The sequence below is a fragment of the Nocardia sp. NPDC059236 genome, from assembly GCF_042754085.1.
GTDB lineage: Bacteria > Actinomycetota > Actinomycetes > Mycobacteriales > Mycobacteriaceae > Nocardia.
Genome location: NZ_JBHZAF010000020.1, coordinates 1 through 18,177 on the forward strand (window position 1 = coordinate 1; position 18,177 = coordinate 18,177).

Sequence of the window (18,177 nt, forward strand, 5' to 3'; positions counted from 1 at the left end):
TCCTCGAACCTACCCACACCGAAGGTGTCGTTGTCCGGGTCGGCGGTCTCCATCTCGATCGGCTTGCCGTTCGACATCATCGGCTTGGCCGCACCGAGAGCGACGTCACCGTCGGCCTCACGCTTGAAGTAGATGTTCGGGAAGGCGGCGAACCGGTGCCACGCCACACCCCAGGTGACATTGCGGCCGACCAGCAGCAGGAAGGTCGCGCCGGAGACCAGCTTGATGAACGCGAAGATCGACACCATGATCACCGAGTCGGGCAGCAGCTTGGCCACCTGCTCGGTGAAGAAGTCGCTCCAGGTGTGGGATTCGTGGTAGGTGGCGATCTTGCCGGCCTTCACGAAGGTCATGCCCAGGCCCTCGACGAGGACGATCGCCTCGATGACGTACGCGGGTGCGAACCGGGAACCGCTGAACCGGGACAGCCGCTGCGGCACGCGCGGGTGATTCAGCTGGCGGATGACGATCAGCACCAGAATGCCGATCACCGTGCCGATGCCGAGGATCTCGTCCACCAGGTGGTAGATGCCCCAGGACCCGACGATGGGCCAGTGGAATTCGGGGTCGAAGATCTGGCCGTATGCCTCGAACCACAGGATGAACCCGGCGAGGAAGCCGATCATGACGAGCCAGTGGGCCCAGCCGACCGTGCGGAATTTGTTCATGCGCGTGTGCGCGAGGAATTCCACGATCATGGTCTTGAAGCGGGGGAAGAACGGCCGCCAGCGATCGGGTGCGGACTGCCCGACCATGACGGTGCGCGCGATGTTCCGCACACCTCCGATGAACGATGCCCAACAGAAGACTGTGAACACCGCCCCAATCGTGCCCAGCGTCACTGTCAGGGCATTCATGTCGCGACCTCTCTTACGGTTCTACGAGCGTCTTGCGAGGCAGCCTGGTTCCGCCTCGAGTTGCTCGTATCCTAATGGACGGTAAGTTACCCGCAGGTAACTTAGCTGTCCAGGGTTTCCCACACCGTAAATCCCGGCAAATCGGTGCGGTAACCAAGGGCAGGCTTACTCGCGAAACGCGGTGTCCAGCAGAAAGAAACGGATCTCGCAAATCGTAGGGTGATCGACTAGGCTCACGCTGTCCGACAGCTGTGCGCGTCTTCACATGCTCGGGGAGGACTCGTCCTAGCGCGTGGCATGGCCCGAGGGAAGCCGGGCCTCGCGTGGCGAAGAAGCGCACAGCGGATATACCTCATGACGGATTGGATACCAACCGAATGAAGCTTCGCAGTACCACTGCGGCTGCTGCCCTGGTCATCGGCGCAATGACCGTCGGGATGACCACCGCCCACGCCGACGACGCTCCCGCACAGCCTGCTGGAGTCAACTACTCCACCAAGCTGGTCGACGGCAAGACGATCGTCTCCACCCTGAAGAACGGCACCTTCGAGCTCGCCCAGCAGGACGGCGCGACGCCCGAGGACCCGAAGGTCACGGTGGTGAACGTCAAGGACCAGCAGGGCGCGACAGCCATCTCCTTCCCGCTGAAGTTCGACGCCGACGGCACCGACATCCCGGTGAAGTCCGAGGTCAAGGACGACGGCAAGGTGCTCGAGGTGGTCCCGGAGAAGCCGGACAACTTCCAGCCCGGCACCACCGTGCTCGCCGCCAAGCCGATCGCCTCGGCGTCGGAGAACCAGTCGGCGATGAGCTACTTCTCCACCCAGTTCGGCCTGGCCGTCGGCATCGGCAGCTTCGTGGGCACCGCGCTCGGCGCGCTCATCGGTTGCGTCGTGACCATCGTGGCCGGATGCGTTCCGGGCCTGGTGGCCGGCGCCGGCATCGGCGGCATCCTCGGCACCATCGCCGCGGGTGGCCCGACTCTGGTCGCCGCTGGTATCGACCTCCTGCAGACGCTGCAGGCTCCGGACGGCACCACGAAGTGGGCAGCTACGACGACCCCTGCTCCGGCACCGGTCACTCAGAACTGAGAACTGCGGGGGTCTCGGCCTCCGCGCACTGAACCATTCGGCCCGCCCCCACTCGTTGGAGGCGGGCCGAATGCGTTCCGCGGTGAGGATCGGACCGGTCAGGCCGGCAGTTCGAGGTGGCCGGTGAACGACACCGTGTCGCGGCGGTGGGCGAATCGGGCGAAGGTGTGCTCGGTCATCACGTAGCTGCCGTCCTCGCGCACCAGAAGAACTGTGCTGCATCGGGTTCCGTGCACGGGATGATCGACGAAGCGCGCAGAGGCCGCGCGTTCGGCGAGCGGGTCCAGTCCGGTCTCCGGCAATTCGGAGGCGGCGGCGGGGGTGCGGTCGGCCAGGACGGCCAGATAGCTCTCGACATCGCCCGGATCGGCCGTGGCCACGGCGGCCAGCGCGCGCACGCCCTCGCGGACCTTGGGCCAGGCCGGATCATCGGTGCCGGTCGATACGCTGCCGTCGGGTTCGAGGGATCCCACGAGCGCATTGTTGGACAGGCCGTGGAAACCCGGCGCGAGTTCGCGCGGGGTCCGATCGCTCCGATTGCTGTGCCACCACAGCGTTTCCAGATCCGAGACCACCAGGTTATAGCCGTTGTAGTCGCCGGGCGCGGCCGCGACGCCGCGCACGAACTTCTCCGGCACCGGATCGCCGCGCAGGAAATCCATCAGCAGCGCGCCCCGTGAGCGGGCATCGGGGCGGAAGTCGCCGGGCCGGCGCACATTGGTGACCGTCGCGAAGCGGTGCCGGTCGGACAGCAGCCCCAGCCAGGTGCCCGGCACCGGCCCCGCCGCACCCAGATCCCGGCCCGCCAGCAGACCGGGCACCTCGCCCCAGGGCCGCAGCGATTCCGTTGGGCGGGTGAAGAATTCGTCCCGATTGGCGGCCACGATCAACCGGTACTCCGGATGCACCCGCCAGCCGAGCAACACCAAACACATAACCCCAGCATGCCCGATCGGGGCTCGCCGGGACCACGCCCGATCGCTCCCCGCCCGCTGCCGCCCGCCGCCCCTGCGCTGCCACCCGAGGGCACACCCCGGGTACCCCGGAATGCGAAAAGGCCGGTAGCGGTTGGGCTACCGGCCTTTTCGAGGGTGCTGTGATCAGAGGGTGCGCACGCGCAGGCCCGGGTTGTCGGAGAGCACGGTGCTCACCGGCTGCGCGAACAGCTGCGGGGTGTTGCCGGTGATGAGACCGATCAGGTTCGGGATCTCGCAGACCGGGTAATCGGCGACCGAGGAGGCGCTGGAGATGCCCAGGGCCAGGGTGCCGGTCACCAGCGGGCCGCCCGAATCACCGGGCAGGGCGCAGATATTGGCGGAGAACGACTGGGTGAGCATGCGGTCGCCGACCTGGACGGTCTGGTCGACGGCGTTCACCACGCCGCAGCTGAAGCCGGTGCGCGCACCCGACTTGCAGACCGGGGCGCCGACCACCGGCACGGCCACGCCGGTGATGTTGACCGGGGCCGCGCCCGGGACGTTCACCAGCGGGTTGGAGAAGGCGTCCCGGTACTGGTCGCTGATCCCGATGATGGAGTAGTCCTGGTTGCCCAGCACCGACTTCTGGAACACGCCGACCTGCGGGCCCAGGTTCTCGCCGCCGACCATCTGGTAGACGCCCGGCGAGTTGGCGCCGGGGGTGGCCGAGATGTTGGGGTTGCAGTGGCCGGCGGTGATGTTCACGACGTTGCCGTTGCCATCGGTGCCGTTGAAGCCGAGCGAGCAGCGCAGCGACATGCGACCGGCCACCGAGGCGTAGGCCTGGCCGGCGGCCATGGTCTGCGGGCCGGCACCGGCGATGTCGGAAGCCTTCGGGACGTCCTGACCCTCGCCGCCGACCGGCGGGGCGGTCATGACGATGACACGAGCCGGGTCCACGAAGCCGGGCAGCGGCAGGTCGGGCTTGTCCACCCGCACCGCGATGCTGTTGTTCAGGGTGTCGACGGCCACGCCCCGGATGGCCTTGGACACGGACTCCGGCTGGTCCTTGAGCCACTGCTGGAAGGCGTTCTTCTCACCGCGCAGCGTGGTCTCGCTCTTGGCGACGTCCTTGGCGGTGAAGCCGGCGTCCGCCACGGCCTTGCGGGCCTGGTCCAGGCTGTCGCCGGGGGCCAGCGCCACGATGGCCTTGCCGGTCTCGTCCAGCCAGGCGCCACCGAAGACGCCCGGGAACTGCCGCTGGGCGGTGGTGGCGAAGCTGGCCACCTTCTGCGCGGTGTCGGCGCGCTGCAGGTAGTCCTGCGGGGAGATCTTCAGGTCGCGGGTGATGGCGGTGACCAGCTCGGCCGGCAGGTCCGGGGTCGCGGGGGTCGCGGGCTCCGCGTGCGCACTCGCCGCCAGTGGCCCGGCGACGAGCACAGTGGTGGCCGCGATCGCCGCAGTACGGACGAGGGACCGTGGGCGGCGGCCCACAGCAGGCATGGAGAAGCGCATACGTGGCAGGAGCATGGCCCCGACTATATGGTGTCGGGCCGGTTATGCCTACTTATTGTGAGATGACGTTTCGGTATTCGGCGGGCAAACGGCGGGCGTGCCTCAAACACGCCAAGAGAAAGGTGTCCGATTTTCGCGGCCCGCTGGTACGGGCCGCGAATCATCACGCGTTGGAACGCGTCCGGACCTGAATTCCGCTGCCGACGCCGCCGCCGGAATTGGCGTCGATTTCGGTGAGGATCGCGCGCACCGGGATGCCCAGCGACGCGGTACCACCGTACTGCGCCAGCGCGGTATTGGCCTCGTTGCAGTTCGGCGCGTCGGCCGCATTCGAGCCGCTGGTGATGCCCAGCGCCAGCGTGCCGGTCACGATCGCGCCGCCGCTGTCACCACCCAGGGTGCAGGCGCTGGAGGCGAAGCCGCGCACCGTCTTGGACTGGCCCTCGGCGGTGAACAACTGGGTCTCGACCCGGTCGGCCACCACGAAACCACAAGTGAAGGTGGAGGATTGACCGGACTTGCAGACCGGCGCGCCGGTGATCGGGTCGGCCACCCCGGTGATGGTCAGGGTGGTGCCGTTGGCGCCGCGCACCGACGGCTGATCCATGCCGGACCGCACCGCGTCGTCGTTCAGCTTGATGACCGAATAGTCGAGTGCGCTGCTGCCGCCCAGATTCGAGGAGACGAAGCTGCCGGCCTTCGGGCTCGACACCAGGTTTTTCACATTCGGAATGTAGACATCGGCGCTGGTGCCCTTGTCCACATTCGGATTGCAGTGTCCGGCACTGATGTTCAGGGCGTTTCCGGCGGAATCCACACTGTTGAAGCCGAACGAGCACACATCGACGCTGCGCAGCGACGAATCACTGAGCGCGGTCGGTGCGGTGATGTAGGTGTCACCGCCCATGGGGCGCCGTTCGACCGGCCCGCCGGAATCCGGGGACAGCATCACCTTGATATTCGCGATCAGCGTCGGCAGATTCAGCAAATGCCCGGCCGGGGTGTTCGCCACGCTGAGCACCAGCTGGCTGTTGAGGAAGTCGATGGCGACCGAGTTGATGGCATTGGACAGATCGCGCGGCAGGCTGGTGATCCACATGTTCAGCTGATCGGCCGAACTCTCGAGGTTGTCGGCGCTGATCGGGGCCAGCCGGGTCTGGTAGCCGTCGTCGGCGGCGATCTTGGCGGCATCGAGCGAGGTGACGGCCATGACCGGCTTGCCGTCGGTGCCCAGCCACGCGCCCGCGAAGTCGTCGGGACGCTGGCTGCGGAAAGTCGTTGCGTAGTCCCGCAATTGCTGGGCCTGGTTGGCCCGGTCCAGATATTCGGCGGGCGTCATCTTCAGATCGCGCTGGATGGCGGTGACCAGCTCGGCCGGAAGTTTGTCGGCGGCAAGCTGATCCGGGGACGCCGGGTCGGCGGTGGCGGTGCTGAGCAAGGGACCGATGAGGACGGTCGAGGCGAACGCGACGGTGGCTGCTCGAACCGTGGCGCGACGCGCCATGAACTTGCGCATGGAGTCCCTTCGTAAGTGCACCAGCAGACCGATGTCCCGGGCCCGGATCCGGTTACCTTCCGGAAGGTCGGTCAGCGCACCACTTTAGGGCATCAACCACCGAAGGTCTCTACGAAATCAACGCGGATTCTGTCCCCATGGATCCTGCAGCACCGGCGCTTGCGGCAGCTCGAAGGTCGGCACCGACGGATACTGGTAGATCGGCGGATACGGGCGTGTCGTCGTGGGCGGCGTGGTGTGCGGGGTGGGGCTCGGTGTGGTGGCCGGCGGGTCCGGCGTGGTCGTCGGCGGTGGCGGCGTGGTCGTGGGGTCCGAGGTGACCGGGACGTCCGCGGCATCGGCGGGCGGCGCGGCCGCGGTCGGATTGTCCGAACCGGTCGGCGGTAGCAGCGGCGGGGCCACCCCCGCGGTGGCCACCGGCTCCGAACGCACCTCGCCGCGCGGCGGGCCCGGGGTGGAGTCGTCGGTGCGCAACACGGCCGCCACCCCGACGCCACCGAGCAGCAAACCGATCAGGGCGGCCGTCGCGGCGATGATGTACGGGCCGCGGTTGGCGCGTGGCGCGTGGGTGACCGCGACCGCCGCTGTCGCTCGGGTGACGGCCGGCTCGGCGGTGGTGACGGCCGGGACCGCGGCCGAATACGCCTGGGCCAGTTCGGAGGACTTGAGCGCGGGCAGCACGTCGGTGACGTCGGCGGCGTGCTCGGTGGCCGCGGTGGCATCGGGCGGCGTGAGGCCGGCCGGGGTGGACAGCACCGCCGCCAGCGCCGCGCGGGCGGCGTTGTAGGCCAGGGTCTTCCCGGTCTCCGCGTCCGCCTGGGGTAGGTCCCGCTCGCTGACCAGCACCACCGACTTCAGGCCCAGATAGTCCAGCGCCTCGCGCAGGGATCGCACGTGGGTGTCGGGCCAGCCGGTCGGGTGGGCCAGATAGAACTCGGCGGGACCGTTGAGATGTTCGGCGGCCTGACTGATCAGACAGAAGACCGCCGTGGCCATCAGGTCCTCGGCCCGGTACGCCTCACCGTCGTCCACCGCGAGCCCGGCCGGATCCCCGACCGCGCCCACGAAGCCCCGGATGGAATGGCTGTAGCCCTCCGGTGCGTCGCCGCCGAGCACGGCGTCGCCGTCCTCGGACATGTGCAGCACGGACTCGCGCACGGTGTAGTGCACCGGGAGTGTGGCGTCATCGCCTGTCACCACGGCAACGACGGATTCGTCGTCCGCGATCCGCAGGCCCACCCCAGTGGCCATCCTCTTCTACCTCGCTCGATGCGTCCGGGTGCTCTCCGCGCCGAGGTCAGACGAGGAGTGAACCGTGACCCATGGCGCGAAGCATTGACAATAGCTCCGAACGCGAGCCGGCACCGATTCGACGTCTCATCCGAGCCACGTGATGTTCCACGGTTTTGGCCGAAATGTAGAGCCGGGCCCCGATCTCCCGGTACGTCAACCCCAGTAGGACCAGTTCGGCCACCTCACGCTCGCGTTCGCTCAGCACGGTATCGGTGATCGGTTCCGGGCGTGGCTGCGGGGCCGCGGGCTCGGGCGCGCGCACCGGGGACTCCGGCGGCCGAGACTGCGCGCGCACCGTGCGCGCCAGCTTGAGCAGCGCGGTCGCGGTGGCGGAATCACCCGCCGCCAGCGCGGCCTCACTGGCCAGCCGGGCCGCGTCCCAGCGCAGGCCGAGCCCGGCCAGCCGGGCCACCGCGCCCTCCACCTGCTCGCGCACCACCTGACCGCGCAGCACCAGCACCCAGGTGCGGCCCGCGTCCGCCAGCACCGCGGCCTGCGGATCGCCCGCCGCGGCGGAGGTCTTGAGCCGATGGGCGTGCGGCAGCAGGGCTTCGGGGCTCTCCTGGGCGATGGCGGCCTGAATCGCGTACCAGTGGAAGGCATTCGACCAGGCGGGCGGTTCACCGAGCCGGCGCAGCAGTTCGTCGGCGCCGGTCACCAGGGCGGTCATCCGGGCCTCGTCACGCAGGCGGATGCCGGCCAGCCACAGCTCGCCGATGGGCAGCAGCGCCAGCAGATCCGCGCCGACCTCGTCGAACAGCGGGAAGGCCTGCTGCCAGGCCATGGCCAGCGCCGCGTGATCGCCGCTGCGCCGGGCCAGGCCGACGATCACGCCGTGCGCGAGCAGCCGATCGCGCGGATCCAGTTCCGTCAGCCGGACTTCCGACATCAGGGTGGCCGCCGAATGTTCGTCGCCGCCCAGCATGGCGACCCACGCGCCCAGCACCAGGCTCTGCGGATCGCGGCTGGGGCCGCGGTCCTGAGTGCCCTGCCGCAGGGCGTCCGCGGCCCGGCGCGGATCGCCCATGCTCAGGCACAGCAGCACCGCGATCGACACCGCCGAGCACGGCAGGAAGCGATCGCCGCCGTCATCGGTGGGGGCCGGACCGGAGTGCGCGGCGTGGATGAGCGCGGACGCCGCCGTGACGGCCGCCCCGCGCCGCGCCTGCGCGGGGCTGGTGAAGCGCTGTACGGCAAGGGTTGTCGGCGCGATGGCCCGCATCTCGGCGGTGAAACCGGTCGGGGCCGACCCGGCTCCGAAGGTATTCGCCGCGCTCGCAGCGGGTCTCGCCGGTGCGGTGTCGTCGGGGCGCGATCGGTCGCCGGCGGGCCGGGCCGCGGGGCTCGCGGCCCGGGCCGGTGCGCCGGTTCCGGCGGCCGGCGCGGCAAAAGTCCGGTGCGGCGGCGGGAATGGGGTGCCGGTGTGGCCGTTTCCGCGATCGGTGCGCGTCGCCGCGCTGAAATCGCCGGGGGCACTGGTCGATCCGATCGTGTCGAACAGGGCATTGGCGATCGAGGCCGCGCGCGCGGTGGCCTCGGTCGGCGGCCACTGGGCGGCATTGACCGACAGCGCCTGTGCGCCGTGGGCGTCACCGGACAGCGACAGCACCGTGGCGGCGACCGCCCAGTCCGGGCCGACCCTGGTCGGTCCGAGCCAGGTGTAGAGCTGGGCGGCCCGGCCGGCCAGGCCGCGCCGGGTCCACACACCGGCGCAGATGCGCACGGCGGCAGCCAGATCCGCGAGCGGGATCGCCGGATTGGCCAGCGTGGGTTCGGCCAGGCGCAGGGCGGTGTCGCCGTCCCCGGCCCGGGCGGCGGCATCGGCCCAGCGCACGGCCAGGGCCTCCGGATCCGCGCCGGCGGCGGCCGCGGCCGCGTAGTGCCGGACGGCCTCGTCACCGGCGCGTTCCGCTGCGGCACACAGGAATTCGGCCAGCCGCTCGTCGCGGACGCCCGATTCGGCGAGCAGCAGTGCGGTGTGGTCGCGCAGCAGTCCGGCGTCCAGGCGCGCGTGCAGCAGGCGGCGGGCGACGGTCAGGAAGCGGCGGTCGCCGACCAGGGTGCGCAGCGGCGGGACGGCCGGGGCCAGCAGTAGATCGGCATCGGTGACCAGGGCGCTGCCCCGGGCCCGGTCCACCAGATCCTGGGCGGCCGGCGGGGAGACGTCGAGCACCTCGGTGAGCTCGCCGGTATCCAGGCCCGCGCCGATGGCCGCCACCACCAGGGCGTCCAGCAGGTCCGGGTCGGCGTCGTCGAGACGCGCTCGTGCCCAGGCCGTCACCGCCTGGTCCACCGCGGTCACGCCCGCGTCCAGGCGGGTGGCGCAGGCGGCGGTCAGCGCGGCCACCACACCACCGTGGATGCCGCCGGTCTGGCGGTGGATGTGCTGGGCCAGCCCGCGCGGCACCATCATGCCCAGTTCGCGGGCGAACGGGGCGATCTCGGTGGCGCCCAGGGCGCGCAGATCGACCACCCGGCCGCGGCGGGCCACCAGATCGGTCAGGCCCCGCAGCCGGGGGTCGTGCGGGCGCGGGCGCAGCGCGATCACCACCGGGTACTCCCCGGATTCGGCTGCGGCGCACAGCAGGTCGAATTCGGCCGGGTTCAGCGCGTGGGCGTCGTCGACGATGAGGGCGCCGCGGGCGCGGCTGTTGCCGTCCGCGCGGCCCGGGGCCGATGCGCGCAATGCGTGCGCCGGATTGTCGGTGTGCGGGACGCCCCGGGCGCGCAACCGCGCTCGGAGGGCGCCCAGCAGGGTGGACTTTCCGGTGCCGGAGCGGCCCCGGACGAGGTAGAGCACCGAGGCGGAATCGTCGGAATCGAGGTCCCGGAAAATCTCACGGGCGCACGGGATGGAATCCAGTGCGACGGGGGTCATGCCTGTCACGAGGAACCAACTCTCAGCGGCCGGTGTGCGGAACGACCGGTGGAACGGCGTTGCCGAGCTGATCAACTGCATTGTTCAGTGCGCCCGTGGGGAGCGTCACGCTGGGGACCGTCGGCGGCTGGATCTGCGGCACCGTCGGCATCTGGACCGGTTGTTGTTGCTGCTGCTGTTGCGGCGGCTGGGGGCTCGCCGGATTCTGTTGCGGCGCCGGGGTATCGGCCTGCGCGGCGGGGGTGGTCGGGTCGGCGGCGGCCGGTGCGGGGGCCGCAGCGCCGGTGGTGGCCGGGCTGCCGGGATTGGCCGCGCCCGGCTGCGACGCGGGCCTGGTCGCGGAGACCGGGTTCCCGGCCGCCGGAGCCGGGGCGCCGGAGGTGGTGGCCCCGCCCGTCGGCGCCGGGGCATCGAGCGCCACGGCGGAGGTCGAGGGCGACTGTGTGCCGGCGGGATTCGCGGGCGTGGACTGTCCGCCGGTGCCCATGGCCAGGGTGCCGGTGGCGATGGCGGCCACCGCGACCGCGGCCGCGCCGATCACCGCGAGGCGCTTCCAGTGCCGGAAGCCGCCGGCGGGTTCCTCGACCGGGAGGTCTGGCAGCAGTGGAATGCGCTGGTCCGCAGGCGATTCCGCCATCAGCGCGGTATCGTCCGCCGCCGTTCGGCCGGAATCGCCGCCGGGGCCCGGTGGTTCGGGATCCGCGGGCCCGGCCGGGGAGCCGGCCCGGGGCCGCTGGGGGAGCCCGGCCGCGGTGCGGCCGGGGGCGCGGGCCGGGCCGCCGTCGGCCGCGGCGAGGCCCACGCCGCCGACCGCGATCGCCGGATGCGCCTCGGTGTCGGTGGTGTCGGCGAGCAGGTCGGCGGCCAGCAGGGCGGCGCCGTGCGCGCTGAGGTGGGCCGGGTCGGCGGCGGCCGCGACCGGGATGCCGAATTCGGTGGACAGCAGTTCGGTTACCAGCGGGATGCTCGCGCCGCCGCCGATGACCAGGAAGCCGTCCAGATCGGCCGCGGTGAGTCCGGCCCGGCGCAGGGCCTCACGGACCAGATCGGTCGAACCGAGGAGCGGACCCCGCAGCAGTTCCTCGATATCGTCGCGAACCAGTCGTACGTCCACTTCGGCCATGGCGGGCAAACGCACGGGCACCATGGTGGCGGTATTTGTGGATAGAGTTTCTTTCGCAATTTTGCAGCGAACGCGGAGTGCCGCTAATTCTTGTTCCACCAAAGGGTCGAAAGGATCGAAATCCTTTTCGCCGACCGCATGGGCGAGCACGAAACGCATTGTCAGCAGATCGAATTCCGACCCGGCCACCTCGGTGGTCCGTACCGGTTCGCCCAGCAGGCCCGACATGGCCCCCGTGCGCGCCACCGAAACCGTCAGGCCGGTGGCCCCCAGGTCGTACACCACCATCGCGCCGTCGTGGCTGGACTCGTGCACCTCCTGCAGCCAGCGCATGGCCGCCGTCGGCTCCGGGACCAGGGCCACCGCGTCCAGGCCGGCCGCGTCCAGGGCGGCCCGCTGCACCTCCACGGTGTGCTGCGACCACCAGACCGGGTAGCAGGCGACCGTGGCCGCGGCCGGGCCCGTGCCGTCCACCGCGCGGCCGATGGCCGCCGCCACCAGGTCGGCGGCGCGGACCGCGGATCCGTCCCGGGTTCTGATGTCCACGGGATCCCCGACCCGGGCCAGGAAACCGTCCGGAACCTCCGGCTCGGCGCCCAGCACGCTGGGCCGCGTATGTACTGTGTGTTGTCCCCCCGAAGTCGTCACGGCAACCGTATGCGACGACCCGACGGTGATGCCGAGCGCCAGCCCCTGACTCATTCGAGTTCCCCTGTCATTACCCAACGCGCGACCGGTGGATCGCGTGCCGAAAGCTCTTCGGTCCGATTTGTACGAAAAATCTCGGGTTAGGCCGCGTGGCCCACCCCGCCTGTCGGTAGCTGAGGGGATCCCGTTACCGATTCCCCCGCAGGTTTGGGGAAATTCCCCTAATGTTCGCCTGCCCCCCTAGGTGATCGCTGTGGAACTTGGGGGAGTTCACCCCGTTACGCGTAACGAGATGCCTTCCTAACGTGAAAGGAAATTCGAGCAGCGCGGGTCAGCGGGGCCCGCCCATCCAGGGAGACGATTCGCCATGAGCCCCAACGCAATTCTCGAGTTCATCCTCAATCTGCTGCGCGACCACGAGGCCGCGGTCAGCTATTGCAACAATCCGGGCGGGGCACTGGCCGCCGCCGGGCTGGAGAATGTGACCCCCGAGGACATCGCCGCCGTGGCCCCCATGGTGGCCGAGTCCGCACTGGTTGCGGGAGGTTCGCAACTGTCCGACATCATTGCCGCGGGTGGGACGACCGGCCTGGGCGCCGACACCGGGCTGGGCGGCTCCGCCGGGCTGGGCGCCGACACCGGTCTCGGGGCCAACGGCGGCGTGGGCGGCTCGGCCACGATCGGCGACTCCGCGGGTGTGAATTTGGGCACCACCGCTGCCACCGCCACCCAGGTGTGCCTGACCGGCGACACCGGCACCGGTCTCGAACTGGGCCTGTCCGATGGCATCGGCGCGGTCGTCGGTGCGGCCGCCGACCTCGGCGCGGGCCTGTCCGCCGGACTCGGCGGCGCGCTCGGCGTGGCCGGTGACGTCGCCACCGGCGTGGAGGCCGACCTCGGTGGCGTGCTCGGCGCGCAGGCCGCCGCCGACCTGACCTCCGCCCTCACCGGCGGCCTCACCGCCGGCGCCGGACTCCAGACCGGCCTCCAGGGCGCCCTCGACACCGTCACCCAGGCCGGCGCGGACCTCACCACCGGCCTGACCGGTGCCCTCTCCACCGCCGGCGGCCTCGAAACCGGCCTCGGCGCGAACCTTTCCGCCGCCGTCAACGCCGCCACCGATGTGGGCGCGGGCCTCACCGGCGCGCTGAACACCGCCGCCGGAGTGGGCGCGGGCGTGCAGACGGGTCTCGACGGCGCGGTGAACGCGGCGGGTGTCCTCGGAACCGGCCTCGGCGCCGGGCTTTCCACCGGAATCGACAGCGCACTCGATGCGGGCCTGGGCGTACAGACCGGCCTCAATGGTGCGGCGAATGTGGGCGCGCAGCTCGGAAGTGGTCTGGAGACAGGGCTTTCCGGGGCGGCCGACACGGTGGTCGGGGTCGGCAGCCAGCTCGGCGGCGACCTGAACAGTGGCCTCTCGGGCGGTCTGAACACCGGTGCCCAGGTGGGCGCGGGTCTCGATACCGGAATCAACACTCTGCTGGGCGCTGGTACCCAGGCGGGCGCAGGACTGCAGACCGGCATCGGCGGCGCCGCGAACGTCGGCGCGGGCCTGGGCACGCAGGTCGGAGCCGGCCTGGAGACCGGGCTCTCCGGTACGGCCGACACTCTGGCGGGTGCCGGGACGCAGCTGGGTGCGGGGCTCGATGGTGGCCTGCACACGGGTGCGGATCTGGGTGCGCAGCTCGGAAGTGGCTTGGAAACGGGCATTTCCGGCGTGGGTACTGCGGTGACCGGGGTCGGCGCGGGCGTGCAGGGTGGTCTCGGGACCGGGATCGACACCGCGGTGGGCGCCGGGACTCAGGTCGGGACCGGTTTGGAGACCGGGCTCGGCGGGGCCGCGAATGTTGGTACGGGGCTTGGGACCCAGGTCGGGAGTGGCCTCGATGCCGGGGTGCACTCGGCCCTCGGCGCGGGGACTCAGGTGGGCGCGGGTCTGGAGACAGGGCTCGGCGGGGCCGCGAATGTGGGGACCGGGCTGGGTGCGGGTGTGCATTCGGCGCTGGATGCGGGGACGCAGCTGGGCGGGGGCGTGAATACCGGTCTGACCGGGGTGGGGAGTTCGGTCGCCGGGGTCGGCGGCGGGTTGGATGCCGGGGTGGGGACGCAGGCCGGTGGGGGCGTGCAGGTTGGGAGTGGGCTCGATGCCGGGGTGCACGGTGGGACCGCGGTGGATGCCGGGTTGCACGGTGCCGGTACGAATCCCTGGGCGGGTGTGGATGTTTCGCAGGCGTTCGGCGGCGGGGTGCATGCTCCGGGTGCGGACGCGTCGCTGTTCGGGGATGGTGGGGCGCACACCGGGGTGGATCTCGGAACGCACCCGGGCGGGGACGTCGTCGGCGACATGCTGCACTCGTAGATCGAAGGGTCGCTCGCCGCGGTGAGCGACGACCTGTCGGAACACAAACGGCTGGAATAGGTTCGGTGAGCAGGCTTTGACAGGCATGGTGGCGGCGAATCCGCTGTTGACGATGGTGTCGGAGACCATCGCGGTGGCGAAGGCCGCGGAACGCGGGGATCTGGTCGCGCGGCTGGAGACGGTCGCGGGCAAGGTGCGCGATCCGCGGCGGCGGATCCTGGTGGCCGGTCTGGGGAATCAGGGCAAGAGCCGGTTCGTCAACGCGCTGATCAACATGGATGTCTGCCCGGTCGCCGACGATGCGACCACGGCAGTCACCACGGTGCTGTCCTACGGTGAGCAACCGCGGGCGACCGTGGTCGCGGCGGGCGCCGACGGCGGCGAGAACACCCGGGAGCCGCTGCCCTTCGAGGCGGTCCCCGCCCTCACCGCTCGCAGTCCGCAGGGCCGCGCCGTGCTGCGGCTCGAGTTGGAGGCCCCGAGCCGGCTGCTGGCCGACGGCATCGTGGTGGTGGATACGCCGGGACTGGGCGTGCACGGAACCACCGGCGCGGCAGGCGTTCTCGCGCAGGCCCCGGCCGCGGACGCGGTGCTGGTGCTCACCGACGCCTCCACCGAGCTCACCGAGACCGAGGTGGATTTCCTGCGGCAGGTGCGGGAGCTGTGCCCGGCGGTGGCGGTGCTGGTCACCAAGATCGACCTGTATCCGCATTGGCGGCAGGTGTTCGAGGCGAACCGGAAGCACCTGCACGCCAATGGGATCGAGATGCCCATGCTGCCGGTGTCAGCGGTGTTGCGCGCGCACGCCATGCGCCTGCAGGACGAGGGCCTGGGTCGCGAGTCCGGGTTCGGGCTGGTGTTCCAGTTCCTGCGCGAGCAGGTGGTGGCCCGGGATCAGGCGGCGATGCGGCGTGCGGTCGCCCTCGACATATCCTCCGCCGCAGAGCATCTGGCGCTGGCGCTGGGCAGTGAGCTGGTCGCGCTGCGTGATCCCGAGCGGGGCGCGGCGGCCATCCGGGAGCTGCACGCCGCCAAGGCCGAGGCGGAGAAACTGCATCGCCACACCGCCGCCTGGCAGCAGACGCTGGGTGACGGCATCACCGATCTGGCGGGGGATATCGACCACGATCTGCGCAACCGCCTGCGCGATATCGCCCGTACCGCCGAGGACTGGATCGACCAGCACGATCCCGGCCGGCACTGGGACAGCATGGACGAATGGCTCACGGCCACCGTGGGTTCCGCGGTCGGCGACAACCTGGTGTGGACGGGCACCCGCGCGGTCAAGCTGGCCGAGCGGGTCGCCACCCACTTCGACGATCTCGGTGCGGTGGATCTGCCCGAGGTGCGCGACACCCTCGACGACGACTCCCGCGCCGAATCCTGCACCCTCGCCGATCTGGAACCCGATCTGGGACTGGGCCACAAGCTGCTGGTGGGTGTGCGCGGCTCCTACGGCGGCGTGGTGATGGCGGGCATGGTCGGCACCATGGCCGGGCTGGCCCTGATCAACCCGCTCTCGCTGGGTGCGGGAGTCCTGCTGGGCGGCAAGGCCTTCAGCGATGACAAGAAGGCCCGGCTGGCCAAGCGTCGTGCCGATGCCAAGATGGCGGTGCGCCGCTACCTGGACGACATCGCCTTCCACACCGGCAAGGAGACCAAGGACCGCCTGCACCGCATCCACCGCCTGCTGCGCGATCACTTCACCGCCATCGCCGACCGCACTCTGCGCTCCATCGACGAATCCCTGCGCGCCGCCCAGGAGGCCGCCAACCTGGAGGCCGCTCGCCGCACCGAACGCGCCGCCGAACTCGAACGCCGCCTGCGTGTCGTGGCCGAACTCCGCCGCCACGCCAACACCCTCCTCGGCCCGGAACCCCAGGCCGCGCCGGCTCCCGCCGCCCAGCCACAACTCCCGCCTGCCGCGCAGCCACAACTCCCGCCCACCGCGCACTAGTGCAGACGACTCGGCCCGCTAGCGGCCGGGTGCCGCTGCCGAGGCGGTTCCAGTGCTCACGACCGGGCCTGTCATTCCGCACCTGAGGCGGGTCAGCGGGGCGACCGTTGGACGATCCCACCGCGCGAGGCCGGCTCCGGGCGTGGCCGTGGCAGTGGCGCTGGCCAGTTGGGCAATGGGCCGGACCGGCGCGGGGCCGGGAAGAGGCGCGGCGCACCGGGAGGAAGGCGGGGCGGTCACGTTCGCGCCGGGCAAGATCAAGGGTTGGGTGGCCGGGTTCGCGGTGTGGTGAGCTGCCACTCGGAACTGGGAATCGGCTGTGAGAGCTGCGCGGTTCTGATAACGATTCGGCGTGGCCGGGCGAATGCCTTGCGATGCGTGGAGGTGCGGTGTGCTTCGGAATCGGGAGCCTATGAGGGACGACGCGAGCGGTGTCGGGTATGGGCTGGTGCCGGAGACGCGCGGGCTGGTGGCGGCGGCGCGGCGGGCGCTGGGCGAGCGGCCGCGGGTGCGCGGTCAGCTGGACGAGTGCGCGCGGCGGCTGGACGAGCCGCTGCGGGTGGCGTTGGCGGGCCAGCTCAAGGCCGGTAAGTCGACGCTGTTGAACGCCCTGGTCGGGCAGGACATCGCGCCGACCGACGCGACCGAGTGCACGCGGCTGGTCACCTGGTACCGCAATGGGACCGCGCCGCGGGTGACCGCGTTCAGCCTGGACGGGGCGCGCGCCGATGTGGTGGTGCGGCGCGGCCGCGGGGCCGAGGGGCTGCCGGGCGCGCACGGGCTCACTTTCGACCTGTCGGCGCTGCGCTGGAACGCCCCCGCGCCACGCGAGGTGGACCACCTGGCGGTGGAGTGGCCGTCGGCCGAGCTGGCGCAGACCACCATCATCGATACGCCCGGCATCTCCTCGCTGTCGAGGGAGGTGTCGGCGCGCACCTCGCGGCTGCTCACGCCGGGCGGCCCGGGCCCGGCGCTGCCGCCCGCCGATGCCGTGCTCTATCTGCTGCGTCGTCTCGACGCCGCCGATGTGGATTTCCTGGAGCGCATCGGCGCCGGCCCGAGCGCGAGTTCCGGTGCTCCGCAGTCCTTCTCCGGTCCGCTGGGTGTGGTGGGCGTGGTGTCGCGGGCCGACGAGATCGGCGCCGGGCGCATCGACGCCCTGCATTCCGCCCGCGATGTGGCCGCCCGCTTCGCGACCGAGCTGGAGCGAACCGGCCTGTGCCAGTCCGTGATTCCGGTGGCGGGCCTGCTCGCGTTCGCCGCCGCCACGCTGCGCCAGCGCGAATACGATGCCTTCGAGGCGCTGGCCGCAATCCCGGTGGACGAGCTGACCGCGGCCCTGCTGTCGGCGGACCGCTTCGCCCATCCCGATCTGCCGCTGCCGGTCCCGGCCGAGTTGCGCGCCCACCTGACGGCCCGCTTCGGTTTGTTCGGAATCCGCCTGGCCGTCACCCTGATCCGGCTCGGTGTCCGCGGCTCGCAGGCCCTGGCGGCCGAATTGTCCGACCGCAGTGGCCTCGACGAACTCCGCACCGTCCTGGACGTCCAATTCGCCCAGCGCGCCGACGAATTGAAGGCCCATTCGGCCCTCACCGCCCTGGCCCGCATTCTCATCGCCAACCCGGGTTCGGCGGCCGATGCCCTGCTGCCGCGGGTGCGCACCCTGCTCGCCGATGTGCACGGCTTCGCCGAACTCCGCCTGCTGGCGCACCTGCGCTCGGACGAATTGCCCCTGCCCCCGGAGGATCTGGCCGAGCTGAACCGCCTCATCGGCGGCACCGGCGTGGCCCCTACGCTGCGACTGGGCCTGTCCGCCCACACCGATCTCGCCACCCAGCGCGACGCGGCCCTGGCCGCGGTCCAGAAATGGCGTGCCCGGGCCCGCCACCCGCTGGCCGATCAGTTCACCGCGAATGCCTGCCTGACCGCGGCCCGCAGCGCGGAGGGCCTGCTGGACATCCTGCACGAGCCTCCGACCACGCCTTTCCCGGCGCTGCGGCGGCCCGGCCACTAGGCGCCC

10 protein-coding genes and 1 pseudogene are annotated in these 18,177 nt (G+C 71.1%); 4 read left to right on the forward strand and 7 right to left on the reverse strand.

Going from position 1 to position 18,177, the window contains the following annotated elements; genetic code table 11:
• Nucleotides 1-857, reverse strand: a pseudogene (locus ACFXIV_RS37140) (Fe-S oxidoreductase); the annotation flags it as partial.
• A 377-nt stretch (nt 858-1,234) separates the two neighbouring features.
• On the opposite strand from ACFXIV_RS37140, the gene ACFXIV_RS37145 reads away from it, so the two are divergent.
• Nucleotides 1,235-1,948 carry a hypothetical protein gene (locus ACFXIV_RS37145; protein ID WP_379404740.1) on the forward strand — a complete coding sequence of 238 codons (714 nt, stop codon included), beginning with the start codon at nt 1,235-1,237 and terminating at the stop codon, nt 1,946-1,948.
• 98 nt (nt 1,949-2,046) lie between these two features.
• On the opposite strand, the gene ACFXIV_RS37150 is transcribed toward ACFXIV_RS37145, so the two are convergent.
• From ACFXIV_RS37150 to ACFXIV_RS37175, 6 genes are all read right to left on the reverse strand, one after another.
• On the reverse strand, nt 2,047-2,883 hold the full coding sequence (locus tag ACFXIV_RS37150; protein WP_379404742.1) for an NRDE family protein: 837 nt from the start codon (nt 2,881-2,883) through the stop codon (nt 2,047-2,049).
• Between the two features lie 165 nt (nt 2,884-3,048).
• Nucleotides 3,049-4,395: a S1 family peptidase gene (locus ACFXIV_RS37155; protein ID WP_379404743.1), complete on the reverse strand. Its 1,347-nt coding sequence runs from the start codon at nt 4,393-4,395 to the stop codon at nt 3,049-3,051.
• A gap of 148 nt (nt 4,396-4,543) precedes the next feature.
• Nucleotides 4,544-5,896: a S1 family peptidase gene (locus tag ACFXIV_RS37160; RefSeq protein WP_379404744.1), complete on the reverse strand. Its 1,353-nt coding sequence runs from the start codon at nt 5,894-5,896 to the stop codon at nt 4,544-4,546.
• Between the two features lie 117 nt (nt 5,897-6,013).
• Nucleotides 6,014-7,147 carry a hypothetical protein gene (locus ACFXIV_RS37165; protein ID WP_379404746.1) on the reverse strand — a complete coding sequence of 378 codons (1,134 nt, stop codon included), beginning with the start codon at nt 7,145-7,147 and terminating at the stop codon, nt 6,014-6,016.
• 46 nt (nt 7,148-7,193) lie between these two features.
• Nucleotides 7,194-10,067: a LuxR C-terminal-related transcriptional regulator gene (locus tag ACFXIV_RS37170; protein ID WP_379404747.1), complete on the reverse strand. Its 2,874-nt coding sequence runs from the start codon at nt 10,065-10,067 to the stop codon at nt 7,194-7,196.
• Nucleotides 10,068-10,089: 22 nt separating this feature from the next.
• The gene (locus ACFXIV_RS37175; protein WP_379404748.1) at nt 10,090-11,892 is read right to left on the reverse strand and encodes an Hsp70 family protein; all 1,803 of its coding nucleotides are present in this window, start codon (nt 11,890-11,892) and stop codon (nt 10,090-10,092) included.
• A 313-nt stretch (nt 11,893-12,205) separates the two neighbouring features.
• Between ACFXIV_RS37175 and ACFXIV_RS37180 the strand changes: the two genes are divergently transcribed.
• The 3 genes from ACFXIV_RS37180 to ACFXIV_RS37190 all read left to right on the forward strand — a co-directional run bounded on the left by ACFXIV_RS37180 (nt 12,206) and on the right by ACFXIV_RS37190 (nt 18,171).
• A complete protein-coding gene (locus ACFXIV_RS37180) occupies nt 12,206-14,200 on the forward strand; it encodes an IniB N-terminal domain-containing protein (RefSeq protein ID WP_379404749.1) in 1,995 nt (664 codons plus the stop codon).
• A gap of 85 nt (nt 14,201-14,285) precedes the next feature.
• A complete protein-coding gene (locus ACFXIV_RS37185) occupies nt 14,286-16,157 on the forward strand; it encodes a dynamin family protein (protein ID WP_379404756.1) in 1,872 nt (623 codons plus the stop codon).
• A gap of 412 nt (nt 16,158-16,569) precedes the next feature.
• Nucleotides 16,570-18,171, forward strand: a complete 1,602-nt coding sequence (locus tag ACFXIV_RS37190) for a dynamin family protein (protein WP_379404751.1) — start codon at nt 16,570-16,572, stop codon at nt 18,169-18,171.
• The last annotated feature ends 6 nt before the right edge of the window (nt 18,172-18,177 follow it).

Bases quoted from the DNA above. Each gene is read 5' to 3' on its own strand.
- ACFXIV_RS37145 (WP_379404740.1), top strand. From the start codon at position 1,235: ATGAAGCTTCGCAGTACCACTGCGGCTGCTGCCCTGGTCATCGGCGCA.
- ACFXIV_RS37170 (WP_379404747.1), bottom strand. From the start codon at position 10,067: ATGACCCCCGTCGCACTGGATTCCATCCCGTGCGCCCGTGAGATTTTC.
- ACFXIV_RS37175 (WP_379404748.1), bottom strand. From the start codon at position 11,892: ATGAGTCAGGGGCTGGCGCTCGGCATCACCGTCGGGTCGTCGCATACG.
- ACFXIV_RS37165 (WP_379404746.1), bottom strand. From the start codon at position 7,147: ATGGCCACTGGGGTGGGCCTGCGGATCGCGGACGACGAATCCGTCGTT.
- ACFXIV_RS37160 (WP_379404744.1), bottom strand. From the start codon at position 5,896: ATGCGCAAGTTCATGGCGCGTCGCGCCACGGTTCGAGCAGCCACCGTC.
- ACFXIV_RS37185 (WP_379404756.1), top strand. From the start codon at position 14,286: ATGGTGGCGGCGAATCCGCTGTTGACGATGGTGTCGGAGACCATCGCG.
- ACFXIV_RS37155 (WP_379404743.1), bottom strand. From the start codon at position 4,395: ATGCTCCTGCCACGTATGCGCTTCTCCATGCCTGCTGTGGGCCGCCGC.
- ACFXIV_RS37190 (WP_379404751.1), top strand. From the start codon at position 16,570: ATGAGGGACGACGCGAGCGGTGTCGGGTATGGGCTGGTGCCGGAGACG.
- ACFXIV_RS37180 (WP_379404749.1), top strand. From the start codon at position 12,206: ATGAGCCCCAACGCAATTCTCGAGTTCATCCTCAATCTGCTGCGCGAC.
- ACFXIV_RS37150 (WP_379404742.1), bottom strand. From the start codon at position 2,883: ATGTGTTTGGTGTTGCTCGGCTGGCGGGTGCATCCGGAGTACCGGTTG.